The following is a 24,553-nucleotide window of genomic DNA, read 5'->3' as shown; positions in this document are numbered from 1 at the left end:
AACAAATAGAAAAAATAAGGTAGCACAAAGTGAGGAGCACAATTATGAATGGAAATGCAAAAAAAAGTATGCGAAAAGTCCTTCCTGTAGGGATTGCAATGGGGATTTTATTCAGCGCCAGCCCCGTAACAGAATATAAAGTGAAAGCAGATGTTGATACATTCGCAACGATTGTTACAACATTTGGAAATGTATATGACACGTTTCTTAAAGAGCCATTTGGGAAATGGTTAGAAGAACAAGATGCAAAAAACAGTTATGCATCTCGTTTAGAAAATGTTGCTTATAAAGCTCCTACTTTTAACAAAGGGGAATTTGGTATTAGTGTGTTTGATTATTATAAAGATCAGAATTTTAGCAAGAAAATTAAAATTGCTTATACCAATGGGAAAGTTGAATATAAAACAATCAAGCATGGAGAACAAATTCGTATTAAGGGCGCTGGTACAATAGTAGACTTAACTCCTGATGAACCAGAACTATCTAAACATGATATTTTGTATATTACACAAAAACAATTAGATGAAGGAAATACGGGTGTTTCACTTACGAATTTCAAAACCTATTATCTAAAAAGTGAAAATAGCGGTGGTAAAAATGTTTTAGCAGCTGAATTTGAACGTCAAGAATTCCCAGGATATTTTCTTACTAATGGCTCTGGTTTACGTGATATTCGTTATGTTAATGAAGATCTTTTTAGTAAACTACCAGAAGGAAAACGAATATTAGCAACAATTACTTCACAGCCAGTAGGCAAAGATGTTCTTTCTAATTATGTTACGAATAACTCCGAAGCTCTTGCAGATTTTAATAATCGGTTACCTGATATATTGGCAGATCGTACTAGCATCCTAGAGACACCTATCGCACTACCATTTACTACACTAAATGATGGTAAACCTTATCAAATTATCCCCTATAAAAAAGGGACGAATAAAGTATTGGTAAAAACAGGTTCAAAATATCTTTCAGGGAAAGAAGGAAATGCACTTCAATATTCCGATTCAATTGGTGATGATGAAGTGTTTGAACTTGTCCAGATTGATCAAAAATCTTTTTACAATAATGTTCAGTTCCATTTGAAAAACAAGAATGGAGTAAGTTTGGCTGGTAATCAAAACATTCATGGATTCGCTACTGATTGGAGTTTCAAATCCGAAATTCGTTTCACTGCAAAAAGCAACAATGAAATTCATAACTGGCTAAGAGAGTGGTATCCAGGTAAAGAAAATGAGAAACAGAAGTATGACGGAATACAGATAATAGCTGATGAAAAGGATCCTACTAAACAGATTGCAAAAGATTCTTCTGGAACCGTAATAAAGAACAGTTGGGTAAACCGAGATGGCAATCAGTATTATGCAGGCTCTGATGGAATTCTCTTGATAGGTTGGCATGAAGTTGAGGGAAAGACATATTATTTTGGCTTGTATGAAGGATTAATCAATACAAATGGATTCGAGAATGATGGGAAGTACTACAACTTCAATGACGATGGTTCTGTGCTACGATCAGCATGGAAGGAAGATCAAAATGGTCTACACTATTCTGATGCTTCTGGAGCAATTATTAAAGAAGGTTTGCGGGAAATTGATGGTAAAATTTATTATTTCCAAAATTACAAGGCAACTACAAATGAAATACGTGTAGAAGATGAAAATAGAATTCTTCACTTTTCTGACAAAGGCGTACTTGAGAGAGCTTCTAAGTTCAATGGAGAAGCGCTAGATAATAATTGGGAGACTGTTATTTTTAATGACAAAGTGTTAGTATTCGGAAAAGATGGTTCTATTAGAAAAAATGAGGTTTCTAAAATTTCTTTACCTGGATGGGATGGAAAAGAGAAGCCTACACTGGTATATTACAGCTTAGAAGAAGGGCCTAACTATACTGGTTGGAAGGAAGTTAATGGTAAAAAATATCATTTCGAAGATGGTAAAAACAGTAATTTAGATAGTTATAAAACCATTGAGGAAAAAAGATATTATTTTAATCATGACGGAGAAGCTAAACTAACAGGATTTGATAAAGTTGATGGTAAGATATACTATTATAACGATAAAGGCGAAATGCAAAAGGGTTGGCAACAAATCGATGGTAAATGGTATTATTTCGATGATTCTGGAGCAGCTAAGATAGGATGGTTCCAAGGTCCTTACGAAACCACTACCCATGGTTATGGATACTTTTCATATTATGCTAAAGCGGACGGTTCAATTTATCAAGACGTCACTGTTGAAATTAATGGCAGGAGTTATAAATTTGACAGTCATGGACACAAACGATAAATGATACAAAAAGTCTATTTTTTATAAATTATAGACGAGTGTCGTTCACGACTATAACAACAACTAAAAAATGATTGAGAAAAATTCAACATATACATAATAAGCGGAGGCAAATATAGTGGCTTTAAAAGTAGTACTTATCGTTATTGGTGTAGCATTAATTTTATCGGGTGTATATAAAATGAAGAAGTATGATGCATTCGTAGGAAAAACTCAAACCAGAAAAAATCTTTTCAACTTGTTAATTAATGGACAGAGTTCTGGAATAGGACAATTATTAAGTGGGATTGTGTGTATCGTTTTAGCGATCGTAGCCTTTATAATTAAATAATTTGCCAATAAGGGAGCTAAGATATAGAACTTAGCTCCTTTTATGATGATAAAGTCTTTAGGCAAAACAAAGATTTTTTCTAAAAATGTACATAGTCTATAGAAGTATAGATGGCACTCGTTATGAATAATTTTCTTAATAACCATTTCGCTTTAATATGCGATAGATAGTGGTTCTATCAGCATTTAAAAGATACATGGTTGGATTTTCTTCAGATAAATCCAACCATGTATCTTTTAATGAGTTTAAGTTAGCTTTTTTATTTTTTGTAATCAACTAATTCAAATAAATCCCTCGTGCTACGAGTAATCCGAGTTAAATCTGTTACATAAATTGTATCGCCTTCCCTAAAATCATTTAACCTGTTTTGAAGTTCAGCTCTGTCTTGGATAGCACCTGACACCTTTCTTCCTATTAAATATAGCCAGGGGGAATATTTAATAGGAATAGAAATACTTATTTTATCACTTGAAGTAAACAAATAATTGTAACAAGGGAAACCCCCCTCATTTTTTGAGGGGGGTTCCATCACTTCGCTTTTCTTGTCCACTTACTGTTGACATATATCGCAATATGTCTCCTAATTAATTTTGTGATCTTGGTAATGTTTGCGTAGGGTCTTTTACAATCCAAGGAGCTGAAACAGCTGAACCGTCTGTTCTCTTCAACGTATATTTTGTTACCAGTTGATATTCTGTAAACCCTGTGTCTTTACCATCTTTACTTATAGCATTCTTTTCAATTATTTTTTCCTCTGATTTCGTATCAGTTGTACTAATTTCTGTTTGTAATGTTTTTGAAATACTCGATTTAAGTGCTAGAGATTAGTCTCCAAATTTTAATCCTAAGTCTACTCCAAAGCTCATACCAACCGTTTCAGTCATCTTTTGTTGATCTGTACTACTTACATCTGTTTTAAGTGTATACTTACGACTGCCACCAGCATGAATAATGTCTGAATATGCTTTCTCCCAATATTCTTCTTTTACTAAAGTATAATATGGTGAATTGTGTATTTTTGTTTTATCACTCGCACTATTATCCTTTACCATAATAGATGGTATTAAAGATGCCCCAACAACAACAGACTCTGAAGTTTGAGGTAATTGTTTATCAATAGGATCACTTTCCTTATAATTTGGAGCATTTGGTCTAGTTCCTACAGCTGGTAAGTTTGGTAATGAAAAAGTACTGAGAGCAGCTGGAATGTGAAATAGCCTATCATTATCAGAAGGATTCGAATCATCCAAATCTACATAATCCCGAGAATGTGCCCCACTTATCCCATTCCACGCCCAAGATGCGACTTTCCCATTTCCTTGGTTCACAATTTCATAATTATTATTTCCCTTGTCTCGTAAATACCATTGTTCAGAAGCGGCACCAGTCCAAGTAGTTTGTCGCAATCCCTGATCATTGCCAGAAAAAGCATCACGAACACCATCAATCCAAATGTAAGCATTACCAAGTCCTACAGGTTTTCCAGTATTGTTGTTTACAATTGCATATGCTCCTCCATCAAGTGGGAAAAATACAAATTGTTCATTTTCACCACGGTCTCCATTATATAGAATAACCACTTGGGGTCCTGTCGCATGCCCAGCAACCTAATAAATAAAATTTCTTATACTCCAAATAAATTAATGACAAACGAAAAATTATGGTTCTGCTGTAAAAACTTTGAAGTATATGAAAATGGTCTATCAAACTTGGACATATTGATAGTACTACTCTATAAAAGGTGTGTGATCAGTATGGAAAAGGAGAATATATTTAAGTGGAAACATTATCAACCAATTGTTTGGATTAACTGCTTAACAGGTGATTCTGTTAGGAATCCTTGATTCTTTTTTATTTATCATCTTTTTGCACCAGAACTGATATTTTTATAGCAAAAAAAGAACCAAGAAAAATTTAAACAAGAGGTTGTAGATGCTATTGGAAACCTCAGCTTAGGTTTTTTAAAATTTCAACACATTCATTTTATGTATACACTTCTTTAGGTCGTTAGCCGAAAGAAGCGAAAATAAAAACACAGGATATTATCTCTGTGTTTCTTCAAATTTTCTTTTTTGAATATATGCTTGAGCATGAATAATTTCTTCTTGAAGCTCTTTTAATTCTTTCATAGATTCTGATTCAATCGCCATGTAAGTAGTAACTAAACTGATCATCATATCCATCTTCTCTACTATATTTTGAATGACCTGTTTAGATTGCTCTTTTTTAGGGTGCTGTATTGCTGTTAATACATCGTCCATATAATTGTTCTTTCTTTGCCGGATATCATAAATAAACTGCTTTGTGTTTGAGTCCATTTGTCTTTCCTCCGTTTTAGATATATTACTATTCTATCATACCCAAATAGGAAATATTGGATTCCACTGAATTTACACATGTCTCGCGCATCTCCTCAAATGAGAAAATTGTTACTACAGAAAAAGTAAAAAAAAATTAAGCGAATATAGAGCTGTTTACATGATTCAAGATCATCTGTATTTGGCGTACGAAGCTCTACAAAAAGGAAAAAGAAATTTTCTATGCTTGCTCCCTGTTTTACTTTGCTACCTGATAAATTGTAAATCTGACAGGTGACAAAAATAAAAGGAACACTACTTTTATTTTAAAGTTGTGTTCCTTTTATTTATAAACTATTTAATTATAAAAGATAAAATCCCTATAATTATACATGCAATTCCGCTTAAGAATTGTCCTAGTCCCGCTGCTTCTCCTAAAATAAAGAAATTAAAAATATTTTTTCTTGTTTGTGTTTTCCCTATAAATGCTTTATCCGTTTTCATTCTATATATACCCCATAATACTAAGACTACGCCAAAAAATATAAATAATAATTTTAAAACCATCGTATAGTTACCTCTGTTCAATATATTTTTTATGTATGTGATTCCATTTTTTTATTCTATAAAGACAGTTAAAAAAATAAGGTTCCTTTTTCCACACCTCTTTATTTTTCTAGTACACCTGAACGAACTAGTTTTTAATCATCTGTTTTAATTACACCTGTTGAAATTGAACCTTTCTTCTGGCACCTGTCCATTTTTAATATTTAATGACGAGTTTTCTTTTTCAACAGAAGTGATTGAACTAGAAGATTAAGATATTGGATTTACTAGAACCAGCAAATGCTATAGCTGCGGGATTTACTCTCCTCATTTGATCCATTTTATTTCTTCCTCTCTTTCATCATATCTACAAGATTACAAAAGATGAAATTATACTTATACTATTCACTTCAGGTTAAAATATAATCACCTTCGACACAGTAATCTTATTATATATATCTTTCATTTTACTTTCGTAAATGTTACAAAAGTCTTTCAACCGACTCATTTTTTTCTGATGTAACAGGAAGAGTAAACCAAAATTCACATCCCTGTTTCCCATCTTGGCGGTCCCGAACACCAATTTGTCCTTTATGCAGTTCAACTAGCGATTTTGCAATAGCTAAACCAAGCCCAGAACCTCCAGATTGTGAACTTCTTGATGGATCCGTTCTAAAAAAACGGTCAAATATACGCAATTGATCATCTGGAGAAATCCCTTCTCCTTCATCACACAAAGTGAATTGAACTTGCTGCTTCTGTTTATTTTCCTCTACAATTAATTCGATTGTTCCACATGTAGGAGAATGCCGAATCGCGTTATGCAACAAATTATTGATAACTCGTGCTATTTTACATGGCATAATCCAAATTCGTGGTAATGTCTCAGAAACATGCAATTGCAAATCAATCTCTTTATCTTGCAATAAGATATCATGTGAATCTATTACTTTTAATAGAATGCTATCTACATGTATTAAACTTGGATGAAAAACTTCTTGTCCAAGTTCTAACTTAGAAAGGTCAAATAAATCATTAATTAATCCACTTAATCGTTGTATATCATTTAGGATTGTCTTTAAATATTGTTGTTTCATATCAGAGTCTTCAATTAATCCATCTTGTAACGCTTCTACCATCAATTGTATGCTAGCCATGGGTGTTCGTAAGTCGTGGGAAATATTCGCAATCAGCTCTGTACGTGCTTTTTCTCCTTTTTCTAACTTAGCAAAGCTTTCGTTTAGTTTTTTGGCCATTTCTTGAAAAGCTTCCGCTAATTCTTTAAACTCTTCTGGTTCTTTCCCTATTATGTACATCGTTCCAAATTGTCTATCACTAAATTGTTTGGTTAAGGCAATTAAATTTTGAATAGACCTCATTATAGGACGTGTCATTAACCAATAAATGATCGTAGAAATAATCATAGCTACAATTACTATTACTATTAATAATCGTGTCTGTTCTGGTCTAAGTAACATTTGCCTTTCACTGTACCATATAGAAATTACCATGATACCCGTGCTTAATAGATTCATCAATAACAGTTGATTTCGTAACTTCATTTATCGTTTCCTCCATCTGGTTCAAAACAATAACCGATGCCCCAAACCGTATGAACCCAACGATTCTTTGTTGTATGTTTCTCCAATTTCTCACGTAAACGACTCATTAATACAGTTACTGCATTTGTGCAGCCTTCATACTCAAATCCCCAAATTTGTTCAAGAAGTTGAGACCGTGAAAACACCTGTTTAGGATGTTTTGCCATGAGATAAAGCACTTCAAACTCTTTCACTGTTAGCTCTATTTCATATTGACAAACAAATACACTTCTTTTCGTTGGATCAATTTTCAAATCTAGAAACTCTATCATTCCTGATTCAGGCTCTATTCCTTGAAGTGTTACTTGATTTCCTCTTCTTAGTATAATTTGTACCCTTAATACTAATTCACGAGGCGAAAAGGGTTTTGTTACATAATCATCCGCCCCCATTGTTAGTCCTAAAATCCGCTCTCTTTCTTCTCCCCTCGCGGTTAACATGATGATCGGTACATTGGAATGTTGGCGAATTTCCTCACATAGTTCCCAACCATCTTTTTCTGGCATCATCAAATCTAAAATAATTAGATCCGGTTGAAATTGTTGAAATACATTCCATCCTTCTGCTCCGTTCACTGCAGTGTATACCTCATATCCTTCCCTTTCTAAGTACCGTTTACATATCTCCCGTATACTATCTTCATCTTCTATAATTGCAATTCTTGTTTTCATACATTAAATCTCCTCTGTTCCTCCATCAATGGCGAATGATATAAAATCAATATTCGTAAGTTCATATTAATTTATATACATTACATTTTCCTTTCAAAAATATAACAAAACCCTTTCACAAATATCATAAAAAATTATCACTCAAGTAAAAAAAAATCTTTTTCTATAGTTGAGAAAAAGAAACTTTTCACTTTAAAGATATACATGCGACTTAGCCTAAATGGTATTTAGAGCACCCTTCTTTTCCCTATTTTTTTATCTCCCGTTACATTATGAATCTAACTTTTTAATTGAATTTTGAAAGGAGCCTCTTACTTCTATGCATAAAATATAACGTCTACTGAAACTAGGAGTTGTACTTCAAATTCAAGTTACATTATCTCTATTAAATCCATTTTTCTTTTCCTAATCAACTCACTTCAGACCACCTATATTTCTACAAGATAATAGTTTGATTTTCATTTCCAGAGATTTATTTGCTAGTTATGATTACATGCTATTTGGACTAACATCACCAACTAAGTCACCGTTATAAATTGGGAAAAACAGAGTAACAGTAGTTCCTTTCCCGACCTGGCTTTTTATACTTATTTTCCCACCATGACTTTCAATAATTCGATAACTCATCATGAGCCCAACACCCGTCCCTTTTTCTTTTGTACTATAAAAAGGTTCACCTAGTCTTTTAATTCTTTCAGAAGGAATACCTACTCCTTTATCTAAAATACAAATCTTAACCTCGGTACTATTATGTTTTTTCACATTAATGATGATTTCTTGACCATTTTGTATAGCCTCAATAGAATTTTGTAAAATACTATAGAAAACTTGTTTTAATTGAATTTCGCAACACTCAATCAATAAGTTTTCAACATCCATATTCAATGCAATACGAATATTCTTCATAATTGCTTGAGTACTTATTAAATCGACTACATTATCTAATATAGTACAAAGGTTTTTCGGTTCAAATACTGCAGCATTCGGTTTTGCAATAGATAAAAATTCTTGAAGAACTGTTTCAATACTGCTGATTTCAGAAAGTATTAGGCTTAAATATTCTTTATCCTCCCCTACTTCCTGCTGCAATAATTGCATGAACCCTTTAATTACTGTTAATGGGTTACGAACTTTATGAGCGACCCCAGCTGCCAATTGCCCTACTGCTTTAAGAGTGTCTGATTTTTTTAATAATTCCGTCGTTATTGTACGTTCTGTAATATCACGCACAATAATCATAATTTTATCGTCAAAAAGCGGTAAAAGTCTTGCTTCAAAATAATAAATTTCATCATCTAGTTGTAGAGAATAATCTATTAATACAGGAGCGGATGAAGTTTTTATTTGATTAATAGCCTTCTCAAATTGCTTTATGATAGGAACTGGTAATATCTCTTGGAATTTCTTCCCTATAAATTCTTCAATTGGAACATAAAATTTGGATACAGAATTAACTTTACAATCCTTAATGGTCCCATCAAGTTCTGACAAAAAATACAAATCAGGAATTGCTTTAAAAATTAATTCTAGTTCAGTCGAGGTTTGTTTAAGTTTCTCTTCCATCCTCTTACGCTTAGTTATATCAATTCCAATTGCTCCGACACTCCGTCCTAAAGTCGGAATAATATGTAAAATAGTGGACCGCATAATAGTTTTTATCTCACCATTTTTACATGTGATATCCATCTCCGAATCTCTAAAATCGTGACCATTTTGCAACAAATCGTTACGATTAGGTCTATGAGGATGTAGCAATTCCATCGCTTTTGGATTGTTAATTATTTCATCTGCATTATATCCAGTTACTAATTCACATTCCCGATTCCACATAATAATATTTCCTTTTTCATCAATTGCATTAATCATAATCGGCATATTTTGTAATATACTATCTAAACAATTTTCTTCATAATTTGTTATCGTATTGATTTGGGAATCTTTTTCATGAATTTTTTTAAGGTGTAATTGTTGTGTTGCCATCTCTTCAATTAGATTTGCAATGCACTTAAAATGTGTTATGTGAGAATCCGCAATAACCTCTTTATTACTACTTGTTCCTACAACAAAGGTTGCTATATGTTCCTGCTCAATAATGATGGGAATATGCATTTCTTGGGACAATTGGATTTTTTGATTACGAAAAAAAGGGTCACCTTTGGAAAATATAACATTTTGATTATTATCAAGGAGACAGAATGGAACTTTAGTTAAATTATAAAATTGCTCTGTTATATTCTTAAACTTGTTTACATTTATAAGATCTTTAAGTGTGTATTTCATTATTTAACCCATCTCCTTTATATTTACCGTATCTTTAAGACTCCCAATATAAATTTTCAAACTAGAAACAATTAACAATTACCTATTACAATGATAATCTTGTTCTGAATTACCATAGGATTAACCGCATACTTGTATAGAGTAATAAAACAAGGGTTTAAAACATAAAAGACCGCAAAGCTTTCTTAAAAAACGCTCTGCGGCCTTATACTTTCTTGTTTCACCTAAATAAAAATCAATTGTATTTCTTTCTGTATCAACGGTACGCTATAAGTAAATCTATTATCTTCTTACTTTTATATAAACTATTTAATTCTAAATCATACTGATAAACCTAGTTTATAATCATTGTACAAACAAAAAATAATCTATATTTCCCTATTATCTTTACTAATTTTAATATTTACAAACTAAGCAATTACAACGTTTCATCATCCCTATCAAATCTCGAAATCTTATGTTGTATCATATCTGCCATCTTAAAATGAGCATAATTTTTTGATTAATAATGTTTTCATTTAAATGCTATTGGTTTATTCATACTATTTCCCTTTATGTTTAGATTCATAACATGAGTATGTCCAAGTTTGATAATACATTTTTATTCACCAAAATTTTTTGTCCCCTCCTAAAGACATTTTTTCATGCTCTCCTCCGTAATATAAGTCTATTTTGATAACAAAAATAGCTTTTGTAACTTTTGTAACTGATTTTGTAATTAATGAAACCAAACATAAACCAAACGAAAACGAAACATAAACCAAATATAAACCAAATATAAACCAAACGTAGAACAAACACAGGCCAATACCAGGTTTTAGATAAAATCTTATATCCCCCCACATGGCAACTATATTCACAATTTATTGTAGATGATAAAAAACAGTTGCTAAAAAATCTCTTGTTTAATAAATAAAATTTGTAAAATTGTAGTACTAAAAATTATCAGCACGAATGATAATTTTTATAAAAAAGAGAGTCTCATTTTTCAATGAGACTCTCTTTTTTATATATTTAAACAGAATTTTCAGCTCTATCATTCAAAATAAATACTCGAGTGAAAACCACCATAATTACTACAATAACTAAAAAATATAGGGGCATGACTATTAAGGAACCTGTATGAAGCTGGCTCATTCCCCAAATCGTTATCGTCACTATTATATAATAGCCTAGGCTAAATAAGGCACCCGCAGTACCAATGACATTTTGAAAATCTACTAATGCTAGACTGAGACAGTTAGGTAACGCCACCCCAATTCCTAATAGCAATATAAACATCGCTACTAAAAATCCAATCATATATATTATGTTTGGATTTGATCCAAATGAAGTAATAACAGTTAAGAGGATAGCTCCCCCTGTCATTACAAGACAACCGATATATATAATTTTCTCTGGTTTATAAATAGCAAGTAACCGCTTTGAAACTTTCGCTCCAATAATAGAAGCGGAAGCAACAACAATTCCTAGAAACCCGTACATACTAGGTGATAACTGAAAGTATTCGATAAAGATAAACGGCGCTTCTGCATAATAGCTGAATAAAACACCATTTGCTCCTCCAATTAATAACCCATATGTTACTACTTTCGGATTTGTAATTAACCTTTTCAATACTGAAAACACACTTATTTTATCCGTTACTGCGTCCGTTTTTGTTTCCGGAAGAGAAACAAACGTATACAGCAAAATCCCGACACTCATAACAACTAAACTTAAAAACACTATTTTAAATCCAAACATTTGATCAAGAAATCCCCCGATTAACGGGCCTATCGCTGGCGTAAAGGCAATGACTGCCGAAATTTGAGCAAACATAACGTGACGTTTATGCCCATCTACACTTTCACGAAGAATCGTTTGTGTAACAACTGATCCTGCACTCGCTCCAAACGCTTGAATAAAACGACTTACCAATAAAATTTCAATGGAATTTGCAATATAACATAAGAAACTTCCTACACCATATACTACAATTCCAAATAACATTGCTGGGCGACGACCAATTATATCTGATAACCATCCAATAAAAAATACACCTAAAGCAAATCCAGCAAAATACACACTTAGCGTTAACTGTACTTCATTATTACTTACATGTAACACCTTTGAAATGTCTGGTAAAGACGGTGTGTAAATCGTTTCACTAATTTGCGGAAATGCCACAAGAATGATCATTAACCAAAGTGATGGTACTGAGACTTTTTTCACTTTTAATACCCTCCTATAACTTTGAAAATCTCAGAAGTAAAAAGACTTTCTTAACTATGGAACAGGAGGGGACATTATAGAAATCCGATCATAAAACAACAAAGAAAACACCTCAATTACGCATGTTAATATTTATAGGAGGGTAATATCAACATTGATTTTAAAATATAGTCTTTCAATTATATGATAGGTTGTGTTCGTTTTCTAGTGTTCATAATCTGAATATTTGTTAGTACACGAATGTCCTTTCAATTCTCTCGGAAAATTAATACGATTTAAAAAGCACAACTAAACAACTGAAACGCCCCTTCAATTGTTAAAATCAGTCTCACAATTGGAGGGGGAGTTTTTTATGGCTAAATTTTCACTGATTGTTCTTTTTGATAGACAATTTCACCATCAATAATAGTTGTTTCTACTTTTAAATCTTTAATTTGGTTTGGATTGACACTTAAAATGCTGTCATTTAATATAACTAAATCCGCCAACTTTCCGGCCTCTATGCTTCCTTTTATCTCTTCTTCAAAACTCGCATAAGCGCCATTCCATGTGTATAGTTTAATAGCTTCCATTACGCTTATAGATTGATTAGCACCAACCTCCATCCCAGACTTAGTTTTTCTATTGACAGCAACATGAATTCCTAATAAAGGATTATAGTCAGTAACTGGTGCATCCGAACCACCTGCTGCAATGATGCCACGATCAATAAAATCACGAGCAGCGTACATGTGATTGACACGATCACCATAGTGCTCTACATATATCTCTCCGAATTCATATGGAAATGGAGGGTTAGGAATTGGAATCATCTCGAGTTTTTTCATTCTCTCTTGTAAATCTGGTGAAGAAATTCCCGCGTGCTCGATTCGATGACGGTGATTTTTTCTTGGTGATTCCTCTAGCGCCCTTTCTACACAATTTAAATACATTTCAATAGCTTTATCGCCTTGTGCATGTACAGTGATTTGATAACCTTTTTTATGCGCTTCACCTAAAACCCGGTAAATTTCTTCCTCACTATAATAAAGAATGCCATGATTGTTAGGGTCACTGGAGTACGACTCACGGGTTGCAATTGTAGGCCCAGTGCTACTTCCATCTGTAAACAATTTAGCTGGTCCAACTTTGAATCTCTCATCTCCAGTACCAGTTACCACACCGGCTTCGACCATTTTATTAACAAATTCATGAGAGTTATTTATTTGACATATCATTGCATATATTCGGACACGAATATCCCTACTCTTCACAGCTTGTTGTAGTAAACGATAACTCTCAGGTCCATCTCCACCTGCGTCATGTATACTTGTTATGCCCGCTGCAACGAAATGATCCGATGCAATCTTCACAGCCTTCATCATTTCACTTTCTGTATAACTTGCAACTTCGCTCATCCTCATATTTGCTGCTTCAATTAACTTTCCTGTAAGCCTTCCTGCCTGATTCTTTTCAATAATCCCCCCACTCGTGTTCGGTGTGTTCTCGTTAATTTGCGCAATTTCTAATGCTTTGCTGTTCACCACGCTTATGTGGTGGCAAGTACGGGTTACAATAATAGGGTGTTCAACTGAAATTTCATCCAGCTCAGTAATTGTTGGATAACGCTTTTCCTTCACAGCGGTTTCATTAAAGCCCCAAGCACGTATCCATTCACCTTTTGACGTTTCTAATGCCTTCTTTTTCAGATCATCTAACAAAGCATCGATAGAATCAATATGTTCAGCTTTACAACTGACAGCCAACTGATTTAGTCCATGAGAAATGATGTGAAGATGGGAATCAATGAATCCAGGAAGAAGCGTTTTTCCTTGCAGGTCAATTACATCCGTTTTTTCTCCTATAAAACTCTTAACCTCCTGATTTGAGCCAACAACTACGATGCAATTATCTTTTATTGCTACAGCTTCGACTACTGTATTCTTTTGGTCTACTGTAATAACTTCTCCATTTATCAATACAACATCAGCTTTCATAAACTCAACCCTTTCGGAATTACTCTTTTCGAGTAACTCATTCAGTATTTAAAGTTATATCTCCTAATAGGCTCATCCGCTTTTCAACAAGATTTATCAATAATTAATTAAAGTTGAGCTAAGCATTCTTTCATTGTTTTAACGATAAAAGTAAAGTCTTCCTCTGTGATGCTTAATGGAGGCGCAAGCTGCAAAATATTATTGTAACCTGCAACAGTGTCACCATTTTTACCAATAATTAGACCTTTTTCTTTACAAGAATTGATGACTTTGTTCATCTTTTCAATGGAAGCCGGTTCTTTTGTTTGCTTATCTTCCACTAGTTCAATACCTAAAAGAAGACCTTTTCCGCGGACATCTCCTACGTTTGGATGCTCTTTTACATCCTCTAGTTCATATAACAGTCGTTCACCCAATTCTTTGGAACGTTCAATGAGTTTCTCATTCTCCATAATTTCTAAATTCTTCAAAGCTAAGGCGCAAGCTGCAGGATTTCCTCCGAACGTATTTACATGGCGGAAGCGATCATAATCATCACTGCCTACGAATGCCTCATAAACCTCTCGTCTAACTGCTGTTGCTGACAAAGGAAGATACGCACTTGTAATGCCTTTTGCCATTGTAATGATATCTGGTTTGACGCCATAGTTCATAAATCCAAACGGCTTCCCTGTCCGGCCAAATCCACATATAACTTCATCACAAATGAGCAACGCACCGTGCTTCTCGCAAATTTCTTTTACTTTTTCCATATATCCATCAGGAGGCATCAAAATGCCGCCCCCGGTAATAATTGGCTCCATAATCACACCGGCTACTGTTTGGCTTAACTCCCATGTCATGACACGATCGATTTCATTAGCACTTGCCAGTGTATGAACATCATCTGGGTTTCGATACGTATCCGGCGGTGCTACATGCAAGAATCCTTGCCCCAATGGTTCATATTTATACTTTCGCTGTGCTTGACCTGTTGCTGCAAGAGCCCCCATTGTGTTACCGTGGTAAGCACGATAGCGTGAAATAAACTTATAGCGTCCATGATCACCTTTTTGTTGATGATATTGACGAGCAATTTTAAACGCTGTTTCATTCGCTTCCGATCCACTGTTAGAAAAGAAAATGACGTATTCATCACCAAGCCATTCATTCAATTTTTCTGCTAATTTAATAGCAGGAACATGACTTTGTGTCAGAGGGAAATATGGCATTTCTTCAAGCTGTTCAAACGCCGCTCTTGCAAGCTCTTTTCGCCCATACCCAACATTCACGCACCAAAGACCGGACATACCGTCTAAATAACGGTTTCCATCAATATCCGTCACCCATGCCCCTTCTGCTTTTGTGATAATTAAATTTGTTGGACTAGGGGCTGCTCCTCTCATTGCATGCCAAAGGTACTTTTCATCTGCTGTTTTCAAACTTTGTGTTTTCTCTGTCGCTTGCACAATCACCAACTCCATTCTATCTTTTTATGATTTCATATCATTCTTTCAATAACGAGCCGTAAGCATTTTCTTGCGAGTATAGAATTCTACGCCATCTTTTCCATTTGCATGGAGATCACCATAGAAGGATCTCTTATAACCTGAGAATGGGAAGAATGCCATTGGAGCTGGAACTCCAAGATTAACCCCAAGCATACCTGCATCAATTTCTTCACGGAATTCACGAATAGCTTTAGCGCTATTGGTGTACAGGCATGCACCATTTGCGAATGGTGATGCATTAGCAACATGAATCGCTTCCATCAAGTCTTTTACGCGTACAATAGAAAGAACTGGTGCGAAGATTTCATCTTGCCAAATTTTCATTTCCTGTGTCACATTATCAAAAATCGTTGGGCCAACAAAATAACCTTGGCTGTTTGCTGCATCGTCTTCACGTCCGTCACGAATAAGTGTCGCTCCCTGCTCTACACCGGATTGAATGTATCCGAGTGTACGCTCTTTATGTCCGTCACGAATAACAGGACCAAGGAAAACACCTTCTTCTAGGCCATTACCAATCATAATTGCATTAGCCTCTTGAAGCAGTCTATTAACGAGCTCATCTGCAACGTCTTCTTCCACGACAACAACAGCCGCAGCCATGCATCGTTCACCAGCTGAACCGAAAGCAGCACTTATAATTTCTTTCACTGTAGAACTAATGTCGGCATCTTTTAATACGATCGAATGATTTTTTGCCCCTGCAAGAGCTTGTACACGTTTGCCGTTAGCTGCTGCTGTTTTATATATATACTCAGCCACAGGTTGAGAACCAACGAAAGATACAGCCTTCACATCCTCATTGTCAAGAATGCCGTTAACGACGTCATGTGCACCATGCACAATATTTAGTACTCCATCTGGAAGACCTGCTTCTTTAAACAGTTCAGCTATGCGATTAGCCAATAGCGGTGTTCTTTCAGATGGTTTTAATACAAACGTATTTCCGCATGCAATCGCGAGTGGAAACATCCAGCATGGAACCATCATCGGAAAGTTAAATGGCGTTATTCCTGCGATTACTCCGATCGGGTAACGATACATCCCTGATTCAACACCAGTAGCAATATCAGGAAGTTGCTCTCCCATCATTAAAGTTGGTGCACCTGCGGCAAATTCAACACATTCAATCCCCCGCTGTACTTCACCGTATGCTTCTTTATAACTTTTTCCGTTTTCCAAGGTTACGAGTCTAGCTAACTCTTCCCAGTTTTTAATTAATAGCTGTTGATAGCGAAATAGAATCCGAGCACGCCGAGGTACTGCAACCTTTCTCCATGTTTTGAATGCTTCTTTAGCAGTTGCTACAGCTCTATCTACATCTTCTTTAGTCGAAAGAGGCACACGAGCAATAATCTCTCCTGTTGCTGGATTTGGTACATCTTCAACTTGTTTACTTGTGGATTCTATCCATTGTCCACCAATATAATTTTTCAACGTTTGTACATTTTTCATTACTACCATGGTGAAGCCTCCTATTTTAAAATAACCATCCTATGTTATTGCACTCCCAAAAGAAAGCGCATTCATTTGACGGTATGTAAACTTATTTGCATACATTTCTTCAACATTACTAATCTTAATCTTATCCATTGAATACACAGGAGCAGTCATCTGCTTAGCATTTGTCCACTCCCCAGCTCACATTATTTTAGATTAATCTCATGGTTCATCTTATAATTCTTTTTCAGAAATACTGGGCAATCCCATTCACAAACAAGGTCCTTAGCCAAGGAAACAATCCAGTCTTTTGTAATATGATACTTTTCCCCATCAACAGTAATAAACACTTCACCATCTGTCACATAGAAAACTTCCTGCTCTTCTACATGCCACGTTCCTTTATTCGGTTCGCCTACCCATGGTTCCCATGCGTTGGCACCTAGTTTTTCTGCTTCTTCTGCTGTAAGTTTTTTCGCAAAAAACATGACAATCCTCTCTCTTTCTTATTGGTAATTTTGAAGGAATAAGTCTATAAATCTACTGTCTTAACATTTGTATTTTTTAAACGTTTAAACTCTTTTTTCATAAAGTATATGGCAATGAGAACACCTGGAATTTCTGCAGCAGGAGCAGCGTACCATACACCTTCTACACCCCAGAATTTCGGGAAAATAAATAGAAACGGTAACATGAACAACAATATTTTGCTTACGCTAATAAACGTTGCGGACCAGTTTCTCTCTTGTGATTCAAAATAACCAGAGATAAGCAAACTAGCTGCACTAAGCGTAAACAAACAATTGAATATAACTGTCGTCCAAATGCCAAGTTTCTGCAATTCAGGATTACCACCGGAAAAAAATGACACAATTGGATCTGCAAAAATGATTAGTATGGCTGTCACGATCACAAAGAAGGAAACTGTAAAAATGAGTCCCATCTTAATTGCTTGTTTCACACGATCAAGGTTGCCCGCACCGTAATTATAACTAATAATCGGTTGAAGTCCTGTCATCCCGCCAAGCGCTGCTAAGGCGAGGAGGTTTGTAATGTAACCGTTTTGAATCGTGAAAGCTGCAACGTGTAGACCACCACCGTAGCTTTGCAGTAAGTTGTTGGTGAAAATAATTGCAATAAACATCATGAACTGACTCGAGAAAGATGCAAATCCCGTCCAAACCACTTCACCAATCTTCTTGAGATTAATCATCATATCTTTCATTTTCGGCTTAAGTTTTGTTTTACCAAACCAGAAATAAAAGATTAGGAGAACAGGAATCGATTGCGAAATCGTATTAGCCCATGAAGAACCCATCATCCCCATGTCATACTTCACTACCATAATCCATTCTGCAGTCCCAGCAACAGCTGCTGCGACTAACCAACTGTTCATTGATAATATAGGTTTTTCATCGATATTAGCTAAAATACTTAATACAACGGCCAATATCGTTAATGGCAACGAAATCCATAGCAGTCGGCTATATTGCACCGCATATGGAAGCGCTTCATCACTTGCTCCGAATAAAATCATAATATCATTTTCAAAGACCAATCCAAGTATAGCTAACAAAGAAGAAAGGAAAAGCGTAAACCATAAAGTTTGTCCCATAATACCTCTAGCTTCTTCTATCTTCCCTTTCCCCAGTCGAAGTGAAATGACCGCTCCGGCTCCCACACCTAACAGAACACCAATCATACGGGTAATAACCATGACCGTAAATCCAATTCCGATCCCTTCGACTTCCAGCTCCTGAAAGCCACTGACGAAATAGCCATCGACAACCGATACAACTCCTAGAATTACGTTAGCCATAATTCCCGCCAAAGCAAACCGTAAATATAGTAACGGAATACTTTTGGTTCCTAGCACTGAATCATCCACCGGCTTATTCATTACTTCTGGTTGCTCTATTTTTGATGACGGACCGTTGTCCACTATTTTCATGAGCATATCCCCTTATAAATAATTTATATAGCAAGTTCAGCTCAATTAATTCGCATACCAACCTACAGGATTGGCATGCTGGTGGATATTGATTTGCTTCGTTTCCATAAAATGCTCCAGCCCAACAGTACCTAACGCCCTGCCGATTCCACTTTGCTTATATCCGCCCCAAGGGCCTTCAACATAAGCGAGATGATAACTATTAATCCAAGTAATTCCCGCACGCAATTTACTAATAACACGTTTTGCTCGGTCCATATCTTCCGTAAATACAGCACCGGCTAATCCATAAATGGAATCATTCGCTTTTCGGATGGCATCTTCCTCATCTTTAAATTTCTGTACAACAAGGACTGGACCAAAAATCTCTTCCTTCACAATACACATATTCTCATTTACATCAGCAAAGATTGTTGGTGCAATGAAAAACCCTCGATCAAGCCCATTTTCTGTTAAGCGCTTACCACCACAAACTAATTTTGCACCTTCTTCGATCCCTCTCTGAATATAATGTAAAACTTCATTCATATGAGACTCGTTTGTGAGAGCTCCCATTTCAATGTTCTCACTTTCTCCGTTTCCAACTACAATTTTGCTCGCACGCTCGGCCAATCTTTCAACAAACTTATCGTAAATGGTCTCTTGTACAAGCAAACGGGATGCAGCTGAACAAACTTGCCCAGCATTGTGGAAAATACCAAACATCGCATTATCGACTGCGGTTTCAAAATCCACATCGTCAAACACAATAAGTGGAGATTTACCACCTAGTTCAAGTGTGATTTTTTTCATATTGCCCGCAGCTGCGCGCATAATACTTTGACCTGTTTTTGTTCCACCGGTAAAGGCAACTTTGTCAACATCATGGCTCTCTGCAAGCTCATTCCCAACCTTTGAGCCAGGTCCCAATACCAAGTTTGCCACTCCGCCTGGAAGTCCAACCTCTTCGATAATTTCAAACAATTTGTATACGCTTACAGGAGTGACGTCAGCAGGCTTAATTACAATTGTATTCCCTGCGGCAAGTGCAGGAGCGATCTGCCAAACAGCTAACATAAGCGGAAAGTTCCAAGGTACAATAATTCCACAAACACCAATCGGTTCATGGATAATAATTGTTTCCGAAGCATCCTCGCGAGTGTAAGATTCCTTTTTCATACCTTTGATCAAGTCAGCATAATAGCGGAAACATTGAATCGATACAGGAATATCTACATGGGTTGTTGCACGAATAACCTTACCGTTATTTGCAGTTTCCAAACGGGCAATTTCAGCTGTCTTCTCTTCAAGACGATCTGCAATCTTATATAGATAGTCAGCTCTTTCATCAGCCGATAAATCCGACCAGATTCCGCTGTCAAACGCTTTACGAGCCGCTTTGATTGCTATCTTCGCATCATCTGCTGATCCATGAGCAGACGTTGCGATAACCTCTCCGGTTGCAGGATTGATAATGTTTCGTCTAGTACCCGATAATGCTTCTACCCATTTCCCGTCAATGAACATGTTAATTTCCATAAACACCTCTCCTTTACGCGATAATATCTACCAGTTTGAAACCAATATGTGCTATATTGACCAGCATCGTTTTCTGATTATAGAATGGGAATGATTTGAGGCGTTCCTTTTCAAATCGGTATCCACCTGCACTCCCCGTAACGATCCATTGTGCTAATAACTTACCAAACAATGTCGAGAGAGACGCGCCGTGGCCCGTATAACCCGTTGCGAAATATGCGCCTTCTTTGGATCTACCGATAACCGGGAACGTATCAATTGTAACCCCGATAAATCCACCCCACCTGTAATCAATCTTGCTTCCTTCTAGTTTTGGCATCATTTTAACCATGGCATCGTAAACATTTTGATAAACAGCATCACCTAAGTTTGGACGAATATCGCCACCGCCAAATATGATCCGATTATCTGGTGTGCGCCTGAAATAGTAAAGGAAACTGCTTGTATCAAAAACCATGCGATCTTTAGGAATGACGGCATTCACCAGTGATTCTGGAAGCTGTTCAGTAGCAATAATACGTGCCGAAATTGGCAGTACGCCTTTATTCAGTTCAGTCATGATTTTTCCAGAGTAACCATCTGTAGCCACAATAATGTCTTTCGCAGTAACAGCACCTTTTTCTGTTACAACTTTCACACTATTTCGGCCGTACTCAATAGATAGTGCTTTCGAATGCTCAAAGATTTTTGCACCGATCGATTTAGCTGCTTCTCCCAAACCAATTGCATAGTTCAGTGGTTGGAATGAGTAACTCGAGTTGTCGACTAAACAGCCATAATAATGCGGGGAATCAATTTCTTGATGCAACTGACTTCGATTAAGCACGCTACACTCATACCCAAAATTTTTGTTTAAGTATTCACTTTCATGTTTCAATCCTTCAAAATGCTTGGCTTTGTAAGCCGCCACAATGTGACCTGTCTTTCTAAAATTACAGTTAATTTGATGCTCGTCGATGATGTTTTTAACTAATTCAACACTAAGTAGCGAAAGATCGTTTAGCTGTCTCGCCTCTTCGTCACCATACTTCTTGGCAAGCTCCTGCATCGTTGACTTATAACCCGGCAATACCATCCCGCCGTTGCGACCGCTTGCGCCATATCCGATTGTTTCCTGCTCAAGGACAATGACACTCTTCCCTAACTTTTGCAAATGATATGCAGAAGAAAGACCTGTGAAACCTGCGCCAATAATGACAACATCCGCCTCTTCATTTCCTTCAAGAGGTTTTCCTTTGTCATAGCTGTTTGCAGTCGCTGTCCATAGTGAGAGAGTATCCATATGATCCATCTTATCCATAGCTAATCCTTCTCCTTTCGTGACATGTATGTTACAATACAGTCAAAAATATTCAAAATATTCACTTTTATTAAATTAATAATATGACTTGGAGTTTCCTCCAAGTCAATAGCCATTTGAGAGTTTTTTGAAGTCATTTTGCGAAAAAAATGGAGTAACTCCACTTTTTTCATTGGGGGGACATCTATGAAAATTGGTACATTTGCGAAGCTTTTTCATGTTACGACTGATACCGTTCGTTATTACATTGAACTAGGATTATTAATACCAGACAAAAAAAACACCCAGTATCAAATGAACCAATTGTGTTTCGACGACATGGCTTTTATTACTGAGCTGAAAAAATTTCATTTTTCATTGATAGAAATCCAACGAATTTTATCATATCGACGTGTCACAAACTTCTCAGACCATGAGGATATCGACTACTACAACAACTTGCTCATTGATAAAAAGGACGAGCTAACCAAGAAAAAAGAAGACATATCAAAAGCTATCCAATTGATTGAAAAAGCGGTTCAAACTAGCTCGCTTTCATCCAAAGAAGAGAGTATTACAGGAATCCCCCTTGATTTTGTAAATTTGCTCTATTGTCCGAAATGCCACATTCCACTTGAAATGAAAGATGTAACGATTAAAAAAGTCTACATTCACACGGGGAGTTTAACTTGTAGCTGTGGATACGAAGCAGCTATCGAGGAAGGTATTATCATTACCGCGAACTTGTACGAGACGTCTCCTTATCCATCTTATTTTTACGATAAAGAAACGATTAAAGAGATCAATCCCAAAATGATTAACTTATTTGAAAAAATTAATTTTCAGTTTCAAAAAGTTCTACAAAATATAGATTTGAAAAACAAATTAATTGTGGAAACAAACGTCGACGCTTTTGTGTCACTACCCAAATATATCGATGTTCTTGAAACGAGCGCGTCCTATGTATTCAGTGGCTATTCGCTTGCAATGCTCAAGAAGGTTAGAAACAGAATTGAGCGTATGAATCCGAAGCCACGCGTCCTTTATATTTTGAATTCCGATTTAAATCTACCATTGAAACCGCTTAGCATCGATGTTTTTGTGGATAGTTTTTCAGTAACTGATTTTTCACTGCTTAATCCGCAGTTCCCAATTCACGTTCTAAAAAACTATTTACATAACAGTTCAACAATTGTCGGCGGATACTCATATTATGATAGTTCGGCCAAATCCTTGAAAAACATTTCAGCCTTATATCCAAATTCTCACGAACATATTTTACATCCAAAATACTTAGAAGAAAATTTATCAGGCCACGAATTTCAAATCACGCAAAGTGAAAATATCGGTTACTGTACAGATCCAGGACCTTATTTTGATTATCATGTAAGAGATGAAAAATTCCACATGCTCATGTATTTAGCTAGTACGAAACAATAGCACAAAAAAGCGCCATCACACAAGTGACGGCGCTTTTTATATGTAAGAGCTACTAGAAGATATCCTTCTAGCCTACTCCCATTTATAAGTCCAAAATTGTTCAAGTTGCAGCCATTTCAATGTTGCTGCATCTTTGTTTTTTATTTTTGCATGCGTTTCTTCAAGCATTGCTTCTGTTTGTGAACGATGCGCGCCTAGTGCAGCTAATTTATGTTCAAATACTTCACTAATATTATTTACAACATCCGGCTCACCGAGTACTGCTTCGCGATTTCTCGTAATCGCAACCGCATGAATAACTGGACGCTCTTCTTTTAGCATACGTGATACAGCGCGAACTACAGCACGGCCAAATGCATCATGATCTGGATGTACGCCGTGTTCTGGATAAAATGTAATAATTCGAGATGGATTTACTTCTTGAATAATCGCTTCGATTTTATCTGCAACAAAATCAACATCTTCAAACTCTAACGTTTTATCATGGAAACCGAGCATTCTTAAATCTTGAATCCCCATCGCTTCACACGCATCTTTTAATTCTTTTTCACGGATATTTGGAATCGTTTCACGGTTAGCGAATACATTTTTCCCCATGTTACGTCCCATTTGTCCAAGAGTACCACATGCATACGTTACAGGTACTCCTTGATCTGTTAATAAGCGAATTGTTCCTCCCGCAGCAAATGCTTCATCATCTGGATGCGGAAATACAACAAGTACATGTCTCTCCATAAGTTTCCCTCCTTCTTACTTAAATGGCGTTAAGCTTAACTCAAGCGCAACTGCTAAGCGGCCTTGATTATCATGACCTGCTAGTAATAAACGCTCTTTATCGTCTACTTCCCAGTGCGTAATGCCTTCTGCATATACCCAGCCATGATCCATTTTCAAACCAACTCGGTATGGGTTGGTTCCAGTTATTTTCCCGCATTCAAAACGGATAATTGCATTTCGGATGAATGCTCCAACTGTCATCAACTTTTCATTAAAGTGTGACGCATACGCTCCGTTTGTTGTTTCTAAATGAATATATACATCTTTATTTACAAAACGTTCAATTTCATTTTGAATAAGAGAACTATCTTTTACTATTTCCATCGGAATTCACCTCTTTAAACCATTTTACGCAAAAATAATGTAAATTGCTATCTCTATATTAGAGGACAACGCTCACTTTTCCTAATAATTTGCACTGTGTTTCTTCATTTTTTTATATCATATGTAAAAT

18 protein-coding genes and 3 pseudogenes are annotated in these 24,553 nt (G+C 35.9%); 3 read left to right on the top strand and 18 right to left on the bottom strand.

Translation table 11 applies throughout. The features are described 5' to 3' along the window. Nucleotides 1-44: 44 nt before the first annotated feature. On the top strand, nucleotides 45-2,288 hold the full coding sequence (locus ACE38F_RS11870; protein WP_375370502.1) for an N-acetylmuramoyl-L-alanine amidase family protein: 2,244 nt from the start codon (nucleotides 45-47) through the stop codon (nucleotides 2,286-2,288). Nucleotides 2,289-2,406: 118 nt separating this feature from the next. After that, nucleotides 2,407-2,619, top strand: coding sequence for a hypothetical protein (locus tag ACE38F_RS11865; protein ID WP_063225933.1), 213 nt, complete (start codon nucleotides 2,407-2,409; stop codon nucleotides 2,617-2,619). A 201-nt stretch (nucleotides 2,620-2,820) separates the two neighbouring features. Here the strand turns inward: ACE38F_RS11865 and ACE38F_RS11860 are convergent. The 16 genes and pseudogenes from ACE38F_RS11860 to ACE38F_RS11785 all read right to left on the bottom strand — a co-directional run. After that, a pseudogene (locus ACE38F_RS11860) lies at nucleotides 2,821-3,025 on the bottom strand (recombinase family protein); the annotation flags it as partial. A 178-nt stretch (nucleotides 3,026-3,203) separates the two neighbouring features. Then, nucleotides 3,204-4,196: pseudogene (locus ACE38F_RS11855) on the bottom strand (RICIN domain-containing protein); the annotation flags it as partial. A gap of 465 nt (nucleotides 4,197-4,661) precedes the next feature. Then, entirely contained in the window at nucleotides 4,662-4,937 is a 276-nt protein-coding gene (locus tag ACE38F_RS11850; protein ID WP_078174104.1) for a hypothetical protein, read from the bottom strand. A gap of 333 nt (nucleotides 4,938-5,270) precedes the next feature. Then, a complete protein-coding gene (locus ACE38F_RS11845; RefSeq protein WP_375370503.1) occupies nucleotides 5,271-5,483 on the bottom strand; it encodes a hypothetical protein in 213 nt (70 codons plus the stop codon). A 461-nt stretch (nucleotides 5,484-5,944) separates the two neighbouring features. Continuing rightward, entirely contained in the window at nucleotides 5,945-7,024 is a 1,080-nt protein-coding gene (locus ACE38F_RS11840; RefSeq protein ID WP_375370504.1) for a sensor histidine kinase, read from the bottom strand. After that, on the bottom strand, nucleotides 7,021-7,734 hold the full coding sequence (locus tag ACE38F_RS11835) for a response regulator transcription factor (RefSeq protein WP_088059487.1): 714 nt from the start codon (nucleotides 7,732-7,734) through the stop codon (nucleotides 7,021-7,023). Before ACE38F_RS11835 ends, ACE38F_RS11840 begins: the two co-directional genes overlap by 4 nt. A 489-nt stretch (nucleotides 7,735-8,223) precedes the next feature. Continuing rightward, nucleotides 8,224-10,014: an ATP-binding protein gene (locus ACE38F_RS11830; protein WP_375370505.1), complete on the bottom strand. Its 1,791-nt coding sequence runs from the start codon at nucleotides 10,012-10,014 to the stop codon at nucleotides 8,224-8,226. A 166-nt stretch (nucleotides 10,015-10,180) separates the two neighbouring features. Continuing rightward, nucleotides 10,181-10,281 (bottom strand): annotated as a pseudogene (locus ACE38F_RS11825) (IS6 family transposase); the annotation flags it as partial. Nucleotides 10,282-11,028: 747 nt separating this feature from the next. Continuing rightward, nucleotides 11,029-12,228: a multidrug effflux MFS transporter gene (locus ACE38F_RS11820; RefSeq protein ID WP_375370506.1), complete on the bottom strand. Its 1,200-nt coding sequence runs from the start codon at nucleotides 12,226-12,228 to the stop codon at nucleotides 11,029-11,031. A gap of 356 nt (nucleotides 12,229-12,584) precedes the next feature. Beyond that, a complete protein-coding gene (locus ACE38F_RS11815; protein ID WP_375370507.1) occupies nucleotides 12,585-14,204 on the bottom strand; it encodes an amidohydrolase in 1,620 nt (539 codons plus the stop codon). Nucleotides 14,205-14,311: 107 nt separating this feature from the next. Beyond that, nucleotides 14,312-15,667 (bottom strand): aspartate aminotransferase family protein, encoded by a 1,356-nt coding sequence (locus tag ACE38F_RS11810; protein ID WP_375370508.1) that lies wholly within the window; start codon nucleotides 15,665-15,667, stop codon nucleotides 14,312-14,314. A 30-nt stretch (nucleotides 15,668-15,697) separates the two neighbouring features. Then, nucleotides 15,698-17,158 (bottom strand): CoA-acylating methylmalonate-semialdehyde dehydrogenase, encoded by a 1,461-nt coding sequence (locus ACE38F_RS11805; protein WP_375370509.1) that lies wholly within the window; start codon nucleotides 17,156-17,158, stop codon nucleotides 15,698-15,700. Nucleotides 17,159-17,340: 182 nt separating this feature from the next. Further along, entirely contained in the window at nucleotides 17,341-17,622 is a 282-nt protein-coding gene (locus ACE38F_RS11800) for a cupin domain-containing protein (protein WP_375370510.1), read from the bottom strand. 44 nt (nucleotides 17,623-17,666) lie between these two features. Beyond that, entirely contained in the window at nucleotides 17,667-19,085 is a 1,419-nt protein-coding gene (locus ACE38F_RS11795) for an MATE family efflux transporter (RefSeq protein WP_375370511.1), read from the bottom strand. Between the two features lie 45 nt (nucleotides 19,086-19,130). Then, nucleotides 19,131-20,603 (bottom strand): aldehyde dehydrogenase family protein, encoded by a 1,473-nt coding sequence (locus tag ACE38F_RS11790; RefSeq protein ID WP_375370512.1) that lies wholly within the window; start codon nucleotides 20,601-20,603, stop codon nucleotides 19,131-19,133. Nucleotides 20,604-20,616: 13 nt separating this feature from the next. After that, nucleotides 20,617-21,903 carry an NAD(P)/FAD-dependent oxidoreductase gene (locus tag ACE38F_RS11785; RefSeq protein WP_375370513.1) on the bottom strand — a complete coding sequence of 429 codons (1,287 nt, stop codon included), beginning with the start codon at nucleotides 21,901-21,903 and terminating at the stop codon, nucleotides 20,617-20,619. A 186-nt stretch (nucleotides 21,904-22,089) separates the two neighbouring features. Here ACE38F_RS11785 and ACE38F_RS11780 point away from each other — a divergent pair, with 186 nt between their 5' ends. Next, the gene (locus ACE38F_RS11780; RefSeq protein WP_375370514.1) at nucleotides 22,090-23,322 is read left to right on the top strand and encodes a MerR family transcriptional regulator; all 1,233 of its coding nucleotides are present in this window, start codon (nucleotides 22,090-22,092) and stop codon (nucleotides 23,320-23,322) included. A gap of 72 nt (nucleotides 23,323-23,394) precedes the next feature. Here ACE38F_RS11780 and bshB2 read toward each other — a convergent pair whose 3' ends face one another. Together bshB2 and ACE38F_RS11770 are read right to left on the bottom strand one after the other, a co-directional pair. Then, the gene (gene bshB2 / locus ACE38F_RS11775; RefSeq protein WP_375370515.1) at nucleotides 23,395-24,057 is read right to left on the bottom strand and encodes a bacillithiol biosynthesis deacetylase BshB2; all 663 of its coding nucleotides are present in this window, start codon (nucleotides 24,055-24,057) and stop codon (nucleotides 23,395-23,397) included. Nucleotides 24,058-24,072: 15 nt separating this feature from the next. After that, nucleotides 24,073-24,423, bottom strand: coding sequence for a YojF family protein (locus ACE38F_RS11770; protein ID WP_375370516.1), 351 nt, complete (start codon nucleotides 24,421-24,423; stop codon nucleotides 24,073-24,075). Nucleotides 24,424-24,553 lie beyond the last annotated feature (130 nt).

This window comes from Bacillus altaicus (genome assembly GCF_042136375.2).
Classification (GTDB): Bacteria; Bacillota; Bacilli; order Bacillales; family Bacillaceae_G; genus Bacillus_A; species Bacillus_A cereus_U.
Note: the sequence above shows the minus strand (reverse complement) of the source record. Positions and strands in the feature narration are given on the sequence as shown.

What these genes read in the sequence shown, in the direction of transcription:
- ACE38F_RS11870 (WP_375370502.1), top strand. Translation starts at nt 45, where the DNA reads ATGAATGGAAATGCAAAAAAAAGTATGCGAAAAGTCCTTCCTGTAGGG.
- ACE38F_RS11800 (WP_375370510.1), bottom strand. Translation starts at nt 17,622, where the DNA reads ATGTTTTTTGCGAAAAAACTTACAGCAGAAGAAGCAGAAAAACTAGGT.
- ACE38F_RS11795 (WP_375370511.1), bottom strand. Translation starts at nt 19,085, where the DNA reads ATGAAAATAGTGGACAACGGTCCGTCATCAAAAATAGAGCAACCAGAA.
- ACE38F_RS11840 (WP_375370504.1), bottom strand. Translation starts at nt 7,024, where the DNA reads ATGAAGTTACGAAATCAACTGTTATTGATGAATCTATTAAGCACGGGT.
- ACE38F_RS11835 (WP_088059487.1), bottom strand. Translation starts at nt 7,734, where the DNA reads ATGAAAACAAGAATTGCAATTATAGAAGATGAAGATAGTATACGGGAG.
- ACE38F_RS11780 (WP_375370514.1), top strand. Translation starts at nt 22,090, where the DNA reads ATGAAAATTGGTACATTTGCGAAGCTTTTTCATGTTACGACTGATACC.
- ACE38F_RS11770 (WP_375370516.1), bottom strand. Translation starts at nt 24,423, where the DNA reads ATGGAAATAGTAAAAGATAGTTCTCTTATTCAAAATGAAATTGAACGT.
- bshB2 (WP_375370515.1), bottom strand. Translation starts at nt 24,057, where the DNA reads ATGGAGAGACATGTACTTGTTGTATTTCCGCATCCAGATGATGAAGCA.
- ACE38F_RS11790 (WP_375370512.1), bottom strand. Translation starts at nt 20,603, where the DNA reads ATGGAAATTAACATGTTCATTGACGGGAAATGGGTAGAAGCATTATCG.
- ACE38F_RS11785 (WP_375370513.1), bottom strand. Translation starts at nt 21,903, where the DNA reads ATGGATAAGATGGATCATATGGATACTCTCTCACTATGGACAGCGACT.
- ACE38F_RS11845 (WP_375370503.1), bottom strand. Translation starts at nt 5,483, where the DNA reads ATGGTTTTAAAATTATTATTTATATTTTTTGGCGTAGTCTTAGTATTA.
- ACE38F_RS11805 (WP_375370509.1), bottom strand. Translation starts at nt 17,158, where the DNA reads ATGGTAGTAATGAAAAATGTACAAACGTTGAAAAATTATATTGGTGGA.
- ACE38F_RS11830 (WP_375370505.1), bottom strand. Translation starts at nt 10,014, where the DNA reads ATGAAATACACACTTAAAGATCTTATAAATGTAAACAAGTTTAAGAAT.
- ACE38F_RS11850 (WP_078174104.1), bottom strand. Translation starts at nt 4,937, where the DNA reads ATGGACTCAAACACAAAGCAGTTTATTTATGATATCCGGCAAAGAAAG.
- ACE38F_RS11810 (WP_375370508.1), bottom strand. Translation starts at nt 15,667, where the DNA reads ATGGAGTTGGTGATTGTGCAAGCGACAGAGAAAACACAAAGTTTGAAA.
- ACE38F_RS11815 (WP_375370507.1), bottom strand. Translation starts at nt 14,204, where the DNA reads ATGAAAGCTGATGTTGTATTGATAAATGGAGAAGTTATTACAGTAGAC.